The 9,895-nt window shown below is 69.2% G+C and carries 10 protein-coding genes; 1 reads left to right on the top strand and 9 read right to left on the bottom strand.

All coding sequences use genetic code 11. The annotated features are described in order from the left end of the window. The 5 genes from ACLL81_RS03425 to ACLL81_RS03405 all read right to left on the bottom strand — a co-directional run. On the bottom strand, positions 1–1,687 hold a 1,687-nt coding region (locus ACLL81_RS03425), incomplete at its 3' end, for a calcium-binding protein (protein WP_411286945.1). 105 nt (positions 1,688–1,792) lie between these two features. Further along, positions 1,793–2,785, bottom strand: a complete 993-nt coding sequence (locus tag ACLL81_RS03420) for a mitochondrial fission ELM1 family protein (protein ID WP_411286944.1) — start codon at positions 2,783–2,785, stop codon at positions 1,793–1,795. 10 nt (positions 2,786–2,795) lie between these two features. Beyond that, complete coding sequence (greA, locus tag ACLL81_RS03415) at positions 2,796–3,269, bottom strand: transcription elongation factor GreA (protein WP_411286943.1); 474 nt, start codon at positions 3,267–3,269, stop codon at positions 2,796–2,798. A gap of 199 nt (positions 3,270–3,468) precedes the next feature. Beyond that, a complete protein-coding gene (locus ACLL81_RS03410) occupies positions 3,469–3,966 on the bottom strand; it encodes an AAA family ATPase (RefSeq protein WP_411286942.1) in 498 nt (165 codons plus the stop codon). 7 nt (positions 3,967–3,973) lie between these two features. After that, on the bottom strand, positions 3,974–4,759 hold the full coding sequence (locus tag ACLL81_RS03405) for an SDR family NAD(P)-dependent oxidoreductase (RefSeq protein WP_411286941.1): 786 nt from the start codon (positions 4,757–4,759) through the stop codon (positions 3,974–3,976). Positions 4,760–4,866: 107 nt separating this feature from the next. Between ACLL81_RS03405 and ACLL81_RS03400 the strand changes: the two genes are divergently transcribed. Further along, entirely contained in the window at positions 4,867–5,385 is a 519-nt protein-coding gene (locus ACLL81_RS03400) for a GNAT family N-acetyltransferase (protein ID WP_411286940.1), read from the top strand. A 10-nt stretch (positions 5,386–5,395) separates the two neighbouring features. Here the strand turns inward: ACLL81_RS03400 and ACLL81_RS03395 are convergent, their stop codons facing one another. The 4 genes from ACLL81_RS03395 to carB form a co-directional block, all read right to left on the bottom strand. Next, positions 5,396–5,569: a hypothetical protein gene (locus ACLL81_RS03395; RefSeq protein WP_411286939.1), complete on the bottom strand. Its 174-nt coding sequence runs from the start codon at positions 5,567–5,569 to the stop codon at positions 5,396–5,398. A 198-nt stretch (positions 5,570–5,767) separates the two neighbouring features. Beyond that, a complete protein-coding gene (locus ACLL81_RS03390; RefSeq protein ID WP_411286938.1) occupies positions 5,768–6,733 on the bottom strand; it encodes a hypothetical protein in 966 nt (321 codons plus the stop codon). After that, positions 6,730–7,737 (bottom strand): alpha/beta hydrolase, encoded by a 1,008-nt coding sequence (locus ACLL81_RS03385; protein WP_411286937.1) that lies wholly within the window; start codon positions 7,735–7,737, stop codon positions 6,730–6,732. Before ACLL81_RS03385 ends, ACLL81_RS03390 begins: the two co-directional genes overlap by 4 nt. Before the next feature lie 172 nt (positions 7,738–7,909). Continuing rightward, positions 7,910–9,895, bottom strand: a 1,986-nt coding sequence (gene carB, locus ACLL81_RS03380) for a carbamoyl-phosphate synthase large subunit (protein WP_411286936.1), incomplete at its 5' end; no start/stop codon positions are given.

Below are 9,895 nucleotides of genomic sequence, written 5' to 3'. Positions count from 1 at the left end.
CGGCGCCCATGTTGACGCTGTCGTTGCCGTCGCCGCCGTCGATGTTGGAGGCCACCGCCGCGCCGATGATGGTGTCGTTGCCGGTGCCGCCGACCACGGAGCCGCGGCCGGTGAAGGAGATCTGGTCGTTGCCGATGCCGCCGTCCAGGACGTCGAGGCCGGCGCCCGCGCTGATGCTGTCGTCGCCGTCCCCCCCGCTCAGGGTGTCGTTGCCGGAGCCGGCCTGGATCGTGTCGGTGCCGAGGCCGCCGCTGACGGAGTTGTTGCCATCGCCCGCGTTGGCGGTGTCGGCGCCGTCGCCCAGGTCGATCCGGTCGGCGCCCGTGCCGGTGGTGACGCTGTCGGCGCCGACCCCGCCGGTGACAGTGTTGGCGCCGCCCGTGTCGACGATGCTGTCGTCGCCGTCGCCCAGGTCGACGGAGTCGTTGCCCGAGCCGGAGCTGACGGTGTCGTTGCCGAGCCCGCCGGTAATCGTGCTGCCGAGGTTTCCGCCGGCCACGGTGTCATTGCCCGCGCCGGCGGTGATGTTGGCCGCGCCGGCGAAGGTGATGGAGTCGTTGTCCGCCCCGGCGTCGACGGTGTCGGCGCCGTCGCCGCTGTTGATCACGTCGTCCCCGGCCTCGCCGGTGATGTTGTCGTCGCCGGTGGTGGTGGTGATCTGGTCCGCCCCGATGCCGCCGGCCACGGTGTTATTGCCGGCGCCGGCCGAGAGGGTGTCCGCCCCGTCGCCGCCGGAGATGTTGTCGGCGCCGCCAGTGGTCACGACGCTGTCCGCCCCGACCCCGGTGGTGACAGTGTTGTTGCCCGCGCCGGCGTCGACGCTGTCGTTACCCGCGCCGCCATCGACGCTGTCGTTGCCCGTACCGGCGGTGACCGAGTCGTCCCCGTCGCCCAGGGTGATGATGTTGGCGCCGTCCGAGGCGGCCACGGTGTCACTGCCCGCGCCTGCGTCGACGGTGTCGGCGCCGCTCCCGGCGACGATCTGGTCGTTGTCGTCGCCGCCGTTGAACGAGTCGTTTCCGCCGCCGCCGGTCAGGCTGTCCGTGCCGGCTTCGCCCACCAAGGTGTCGCCCGACGTGCCCCCGGTCAGCGTGTCGTTGCCGAGGTTGCCGTTCAGGAAGTCCGTGTCGCCGCCGCCGGTGATGATGTCGTTGTTCTGGCCGCCCAGCAGGGTGTCGCTGCCTGTGTTGCCGGTGATGGTGTCGTCGCCGATGTTGCCGTTGGCGAAGTTCAGGCCCGTACCTACGTCGATGGTGTCGTTGTCACGGCCGCCATAGAGGGTGTCGTTGCCGGTCCCCCCGACCAGGGTGTCGTTGCCCTGGTTGCCCTGGAGCAGATCCCCGGCCCCCAGGCCGTCGAGGCTGTCGTTGCCGGCGCCGCCGTAGAGGCCGTCGGCGCCGGCGGAGCCGGCTTGGCTGTCATTGCCGGTGGTGCCGGCGAACAGGGTCGAACTGTCGGGCAGGATGGCGTCGTTCTCGCCGCGGAAGCCGCCCGGATCGTTGAAGGTCACGGTGCGCCCGAGACCGCTCAGGACGACATAATCCGGTGTGGAGGACGTGAACGGGACGAACCCGACGGAGATGACCGAGGCGGTCGCGCCGTTGGTCCTGAAGAGCAGCCGATCCGCGGCCGGGTTGTAGGCCAGCGCTTCGGCGGCCGTGATGTCTTCAAAGAAATAGTTCGCCACGTGTGGGCCCCCGCATGCAATTCGGTCGCAACCCTAGGGACAGGGTTATTGCGAATTCATTGCCAAGGTTACCGAGAGCGCGGCCGTGAGCAAGAAGCCTTTGCCTTAAATGATGTTTTTCCGCGCGTCATAACGGCGCAGAAGGTCTGCTGCAGCCCGATCCGCCTCAAAAAGCGGAGGGTAGCGCCAAGTCTCCAGCCTGCCTGCGAATCGCCTGGCGATCCCGCGCGCTTCCAGTTCGGCGTGGAAGCGGGCGAACTTGGCCGAGCCGCCGGTCAGGGTCAGGCGATAGATGGGCGCGCCGGTCGCCGCCGCGTCCGTGGTCAGGTTGACGGAGTCCTCGGTGACCAGGATGGCGTCGGCGGCGGCCAGGAAGGCGATGTAGGGGTTGTCCCCCCGCTCATCCCAGATCCAGCCCGGGAGCGGGCGAAGCCCTCCGGCGATGGCCGCCCGCGCGGCGGCGGGCGTGCGCCGGGTGAAACTGACCATCACCGAGCCGCCGGCCGCCTCCACCGCCGCGGCGACCTGGGCGGCCATGGCCGCGGCATGGTCGGCCGGCAGGTCGAAGGCCTTGGAGGTCCCGCCGACGATGACCGCCACCCGCGGGTGCGGCAGATCGGCCAGCCGCGGCGCGAAGCGGGCGAGCTCGGCGGCCAGGCGGTCTGCGGTCAGCCGGTTGGGGGCGCCCAGGACGGGAAAGACGTTCGGTCCGGCCAGTCCGTCATGCTCCGGCGGGACGATCAGGTCGAATGCGGCCGCCGGCGCGCGCGGGTTCTGGGTCTGCACCACGAAGGTCTGGCCCCCCGACCAGCGCCGCACCCGGGTCGACAGCGGCAGGCTGGCCCGGCCGGCCGCGATCCAGACGTCCGGCCAAGGCGCGGCGATGGAGCTTTCTGCGCGCAGGGCCAGGCGGGGGAATGGGTTCAGCCACCAGGGCAGCCGGCCCAGGCCGGCCTTCCAGCCAATCCGCTTGAGGATCACCGTGGCGGGCCGCAGCCGCGCCACCGCCATCGCCAGGCCCTCGGCCTGTGCCTCGATGCCGGCGCGCCCGTCGGAGACGGCCCAGATGGTCAGCTCGGGCTGGGGCGCCTTCGCCATTCGCGGTGGGTCAGCCCCACTCGACCTTGGTGATTTCGTAGGCCTTGGCCCCGTTAGGGGTGATCACCTCAACCACGTCGCCACTCTCCTTGCCGATCATGGCGCGGGCGATCGGCGAGGCGATGGAGATGCGGCCCTGTTTCACGTCGGCTTCGTGCTCGCCGACGATCTGGTAACGAGCCGGCTCCTCGGTGTCCTCATCCACCAGCGACACCGTGGCGCCGAACTTGATGTTTTTGCCTGACAGCTTGGAGACATCGATCACCTGGGCGCGGGCCATGCGGTCCTCGATGTCGGCGATCTGGCCTTCGATCCAGCCCTGGCGATCCTTCGCCGCATGATACTCGGCGTTCTCGGACAGGTCGCCATGCAGGCGCGCCTCCCCGATGGCGGAGATCACGGAAGGCCGCTCCACCGTCTTCAAACGCTTCAGCTCTTCGTCGAGGGCGTGATAGCCCTCGGCGGTCATCGGGACTTTTTCCATGGAGATGATGACTCAGATCCGCCCTAAACAGGTTTCCGACTTACCGGCCGCGGGCGCAGGCGTCCGGGGGGAAAGAGAATAGAATTGTGCAGCGCAAAACTCAAGGGCGCCTGCGACCAATGATATTCGCAGCATGATCAGGCCGTCGCCCGCCTGACCTGCCGCGAGGCATCTGGCCGGCGCACCTGTGCCCGCAGGGCTAGCTCTCGCCGATCACGCAGCCCTTCAACTCCTCCTTTTCGGGGGCTTCGTAGATCCCCTCGATGAAGTCGAAGAGGTCCGGCGTCACCTCGATGGCGAAACTCTCACCCTTGACCACGTTGCGGCCGGCGACCCGGGCGCGTCGCACCTCTTGCGGCGCGGAGACAAAGTGGAACTGCAGGGGCAGCCCTACTGCCTCCGCTATTTCCCGCACCCGCTGGCGGTCGGACTGGCGCATCAGGCCGATGTCGAGGATTACCGACGTCCCGGTGGCGATCACCCCGGCGGCGACGGACCAGATCTGCGCCTCCACCCGGCCCACGCGCTCGATCATCCAGTCATACTCGATGGGCTCGGGCATGTCGGGGCCGTAGAGCCGGGCCATCCAGTCGTCGAGGATGAAGGCAACTGCGCCTTCCCGCCGGGCGAAGGCGTGGGCGTAGGTGGTCTTTCCGGCGCCGCAGGGGCCGAAGATGACGTTCAGGGTCGCAGTCATGGCGTCGCTAGCGGACTGTCAGGCCGCCGTCGATCACCAGCTCTGCGCCGGTCACATACCGGCTTTCGTCCGAGGCCAGCCACAGCACGCCGTTGGCGATGTCTTCGGGGTAGCCCTTGACCCCCAGAGGGACTGCGACGGCGGACATGGCGTCCAGGTCCGGTGGAGCGTTGGCGCCGGGCGTAGTCGTGGCGCCGATGCCTTCCCAGATGGGCGTCTCGATGATGCCTGGATGCACCGAATTGACTCGCACGCCGTCCTGGGCGCCGGCGCATTCCAGCGCCACGGCCTTGGTGAACAGCCGCACCCCGCCCTTGGTGGCGCAGTAGCCGGCAAGGTTGGCGGCGCCCTTCAGGCCGGCCACCGAAGACATATTGATGATGCTGCCGCCGCCGCCCTGACGCATCAGCGGGATGGCGTGCTTCACGCCCAGGAAGACTCCGTCCAGGTTGACCGCAGTCTGTTTGCGCCAGGTTTCCAGGGTCATCTCCAGGATGGAGCCGCCCAGGCCGATGCCGGCGTTGTTCACCAGCACGTCAAGGCGGGCGTGGCGGGTTCTGATCTGGTCCACGACCGAGATCCAGGCGGCCTCATCGGTCACATCGTGATGCAGGTATTCGGCCCGTCCGCCGGCGCTCTGGATGGCCCGGACCACCTCGTCGCCCTTGGCGTCCTGCAAGTCGGTGATCACCACGACGGCGCCTTCCTTGGCGAGCCGTTCCGCGCAGCCTCGGCCGATGCCGCTCGCCCCGCCAGTGATCAGGGCCACCTTGCCGTCCACACGTCCCGCCATCGCGTATCCTCCCGCTAAGCCTCGACGCCTAGCGCAGCGCCGCCGCCGCGACCAGAGCTTGGCCCTGTCTGCGGCCGTGGTAAGTCGCCGACCGAAGGGGGACAGCCATGGACGTGACGATCCGGGAATGCACGCCGGGTGACGCCGAGGCCCTGTCGCGGGTGGGCCAGGCGACCTTCCTGGAGACCTTTGCCGACGTCCTGCCGACGGCCGACATCTTCGCCCATTGCGAGGGCGAGCACGGCCGGCTCCGTTATGCGCAGTGGTTGGGAAAGCCGGGCTACGGCTTCTGGATCGCCGAGGTGGCGGCGACCGGGGCGCCCGTCGGCTACATCATGGTCGCGCCGGCTGACCTGCCGATCCCGACCGCCGATTCGGATATGGAGTTGAAGCGGATCTACCTGCTGCATCGCTTCCAGGGCTCGGGTCTGGGCGTGCGGCTGATGGAGACGGCGGTGCAGGCGGCCAGAGGGGCGGGCGCCAAGCGTCTGCTGCTGGGCGTCTATGCGGGGAACGCCCGCGCCATAGCCTTCTACGCCCGCCATGACTTCGCCACCGCGGGCGTCCGGAAGTTCCAGGTGGGCGCCAACACCTACGACGATCTGGTGCTGGCGCGCGAACTCTAGGCCGTGGCGGCTACTGCATCCAACGGGGCGTGCCGCCGCCGCCGCTGACCATGCCGTAGATCAGGCCCAGGGCCAGCACGATGATGGCCACCACCATCAATGCGCCCACTGCGCCCTCCAACCGCTCCGCAAGGTGGCGGGGCTTGTGATGGCGGACTTCGCCCTCATGGGGTTCGGTATGCATAGGGTTTCCTCGCAATCGTTGGGGATTTCTCCCTCGCCGGATCGCGGCAGGCGCCAGAGCGCTCTTCGGCCACAAGGGGGTCGCAGAAACGCGCCCAGTGCCGCCTGTCTCACTCAGGCGATGAGGTGAGGGTGCGCCTCGAAAGACCAACGGTCAATTAAGCCGGGTTTGCGGATCATCGCGGCCCGAACCAGCCGGTCAGAGCGCGCCGGCCCTCGCCCGTGCCGCCGCATAGATGTCCGGAGCGGTGGTCCAGTCGTTGACGACGCCCACCACGGCCTGGCCATCGACCCGCCCCCTGACAAAGCTTCCTTGCCAGACGCGGTCGTAGACCGGGATCTGGTAGCGCACCAAGGCGGCCAGATCGCCAGCCACGCGGCGACCAGACTTGAAGCGGTAGTCCGCCCGGCGGGCCGCAGCGGGCGAATCGATCGCCATGTCGGCCAGCGCGTCCTCCGCGGCCCCGAACTGCCAACCGCCGCCGGCGCCCGCAGCGGTGAGCAGGGTGGCCGCCGCCGCGTCGCCGCCGGCCAGCCAGCTGTAACAGAACGGACCTTCGAAGCGCGGCCCCTCCTGCCGCTGCTCGTGGAACTTGGCGGCCCCCTCATGGACCAGCCTGCGGCCGCCGACCTCGATCTCGGCCCGCAGCAGGCCATAGACCTCGTCACGCCCGGCGTTGACCGTCGCCGCCAGCCGGCGTGTGGGGGTGAACACCCCGGAGAAACGCCCGGCCGCACGGCCCGGGCCGTGCGGCGCCGCCCGACTGCGGTGGAACGGCAGAGCGGCCTCGATCCGCACGGACGCCAGGCTCTCACCGCCGCCGGTCCGCACCAGCGACGCAACCATCGGCGGGGCCCGGTAAGCGGCGTCGGGCTGCCCCGCCAGGCGTTCCGGGCCACAGGGCAGGTCGTGGCTGGTGAAGGCGTAGAGCTGGCCGTCGCGCACCACGTGGCACCACAACCAGGTCATCCCCGCCTCCGGGAAGCGGCAGAACCGCAGGGTGACGGCGCTGCGTCCATCGGGGGTCATCGACATGACCATCGAGGATTCGCTGTAGATGGTGCGTCCCCGCACCGTAAGGTCCTTCGACGGCGCGGCCGCCGCGGGCCAGGCCAGCGTCAGGGCGGGGAGGGCGGCGACCAGGCTGCGGCGGGTCGGGCTCATCGCGGCGGCGTCGTCGAGGGCAGCGGCGGCCGGATTTCACCGTCCGGTACGCCGGCCCGGCGGCGCATCTGGGTGATCCGCTGGTTGGCGGTCTGCAGGACGGGGTCCGGTGCCGCCGTCGGCTGCAGCACATTTGCGGTCAGGAACCGGAAGCCGTCGCGCAGGCGCGGCGCGATGCTGCGGCCCACGTGGTCGGCGCCGCGCACCAGGCGGTACTCGTGCGGGATCCTGTGATCCCACAGAACCCGGTGCAGGAACTCCACCCCCTCATCCAGGTGGAACATGTCGACGTCGCCCACCTCAATGTAGATCTGCAGGCCGCTCGCCAGGATCTTGTCGCGGTTGTCGATGGCCATGTTGGCCGGATTGGCGCGACGCCAGAACGCGCGGTCCACGGGATTGCCGAAGATCGAGGCGAAGAAGGCGTCGTCGCGCTGGAAGCGGTTGCGCATCTTCACGTCATCGAAGGCCAGCGCCGGCTCGATGCCGGATTCCAGCGCCGCCAGGCCGCCGAACACCTCGGGGTGGTCGAAGCCCAGCCGCAGGCTGCCCAGCCCGCCCATGGAGATGCCGGTGACCACGGTCTGGCGGCGGTCGGAGGAGACGCGGTAGCGCTTGCGCACGTCGGGGATCAACTCGCCGACGATGAAGCTCTCCCATTTCTGCGAGCCGTCGCGATAGTCCATGTAGAGCGAGCGCTTGGCGTCAGGGGTCACCACCACCAGGGGCGGCAGGTCGCCCGCGGCCCAGGCGGCCTCGAGGGTGGGCCTGAGGCTCGCCAGGAAATTGTTGTCGCCCCCGCCGCCGTGGAGCAGCAGCATCAGCGGTAGCGGACCCTTGGCCGGGTCATAGCCCGGCGGAAGCAGGACGGAATAGGTGGCGGGGGAGGGCGCCAGCCTGGTCTGAAGCTGCACCCTCTCCAGCTTGGCTCCCTGCGCCGGGGCTGCGTTCGCGCCCAACAGCGCCAAAATCACGGCCGCGACCGCGACCATCGCCTGCTTCATGGCGTCCTCCCCAGGATTTCCCGAGAGGCTAGCACTGGCGCCGCTGCTGGGAATGCCCGCTAGACCCTTTCCGGTTCAAGTGGAGCCACTTGAACCGGACAAAAAGGGTCTATCTTCAAAGTTTAGAGCCTGACGGGCGCTTCAACCGGTATCCACTTGAAGCGGTCAGGCTCTAGTGGGGCCGGACGCCGTAGCTCTGCAGCGGACGCACATCCAGGGGCTCGGTCGCCGTGGCGACGATGGCCTGGGCGGCGGCCAGGGCCCCAGCCGCGGTGGTGAAGTAGGGAATCTTCATCATCAGCGCGGAGCGGCGGATTGCGAACGAGTCCACCAGCGACTGCTTGCCCTCGGTGGTGTTGAAGACCAGTTGCACCTCGCCGTTCTTCATGGCGTCGACGATGTGCGGACGGCCTTCCAGCACTTTCTTCACGTGTTCCACCTTGAGGCCCTGGCCGGCCAGGTAGCTCTCGGTGCCGGCCGTGGCCAGCACGCGAAACCCCTGGCTGAGCAACAGCCGCACGGGCTCTGCGATCCAGGCCTTGTCGTCGTCGCGCACGGAGACGAACACGCAGCCCGCCTTGGGCAGGACAACCCCGCCGCCTAGCTGGGCCTTGGCGAAAGCCCTGGCGAAGGCCGGCGCCGGGCCTTCGCCGGGCCGGATCCAGTCCAGGCCCATGACCTCGCCGGTGGAGCGCATCTCCGGCCCCAACACGGTGTCCACGCCGGCGAACCGGGCGAACGGGAAGACTGCCTCCTTCACCGCGATGTGGTCGTAGGGCGTCTCGGTGAGGTCGAATTCCGCCAGCAGCTTGCCGGCCATCACCTTGGCGGCGATGGCGGCCACCGGCCGGCCGATGGTCTTGGCGACGAACGGCACGGTGCGGCTGGCGCGCGGGTTGACCTCCAGCACGAAGATGCGCGGCGCCTCGGAGTGCGGCTCCTCGATGGCGAACTGCACATTCATCAGGCCGCGCACTTTGAGGGCCCGCGCCATGGCCTCGGTCTGTCGCTTCAGCTCCTCGATGGTCGCGGGCTTAAGGGAGAACGGCGGCATGGAGCAGGCGCTATCGCCCGAGTGCACGCCGGCCTCCTCGATGTGCTCCATCACCCCGGCCACGAACACCTGGCCCGCGTCGTCGCAGATGGCGTCCACGTCCACCTCGGTGGCCCGCGACAGGTACTGGTCGATCAGGACGGGACTGTCGCCCGACACCTGCACGGCGGTGCGGATGTAGCGGTCGAGCTGTTCGTCGTCGCGGACGATCTCCATGGCCCGGCCGCCCAGCACGTAGGACGGGCGGATCACCACCGGGTAGCCCACCTGGTGGGCGCCGGCGAAGGCCTCGTCGCGGGAGCGTGCGATGGCGTTGATCGGCTGCTGGATCTTCAGCCGGTGCAGCAGTTGCTGGAAGCGCTCGCGGTCCTCGGCCAGGTCGATGGCGTCGGGCGATGTTCCCAGGATCGGGATGCCCGCATCCTCCAGCGGCTTGGCCAGCTTCAGCGGCGTCTGGCCGCCGAACTGGACAATCACCCCCAGCAGCGTGCCGCGGGTGCGCTCCACGTCGATCAGCTCCAGCACGTCCTCGGCGGTCAGCGGCTCGAAATATAGCCGATCGGATGTGTCGTAGTCGGTGGAGACGGTCTCCGGGTTGCAGTTGACCATGATCGACTCGACGCCGATCTCGGCCAGCGCGAAGGCCGCGTGGCAGCAGCAGTAGTCGAACTCGATACCCTGCCCGATCCGGTTGGGTCCGCCACCCAGGATGATCGCCTTCACGCGGTCCGTGGGGTCGCTCTCGCAGTCGGGGAGCTGGCCGAGCGCGCCGCTCTCGTAGGTGGAATACATGTACGGCGTCTCGGCGCGGAACTCGCCGGCGCAGCTATCGATCCGCTTGAACACCGGCCGCACGCCCAAGGCCCGGCGCTGCTCGCGGGTCTCGGCCTCGGTCGTGTGGGTAAGTTTGGCCAGGCGGGCGTCGGAGAAGCCCTGGGCCTTCAGGGCGCGGAAGCCCTGGGCGGTGACGGGGAGGCCCGCGGCGCGGACATGGCCCTCGGTGCGGACCAGGGTCTCCAGCTGGCGCAGGAACCAGGGCTCATACGAGCAGGCGCCATGGATCTCGTCCACGCTCAGGCCGTGGCGGAAGGCCTGGGCTATGAC

It is taken from the genome of Phenylobacterium sp. (assembly GCF_046590535.1).
Taxonomy (GTDB): domain Bacteria; phylum Pseudomonadota; class Alphaproteobacteria; order Caulobacterales; family Caulobacteraceae; genus Phenylobacterium.
This window is presented reverse-complemented; position numbering and strand designations above follow the sequence as displayed.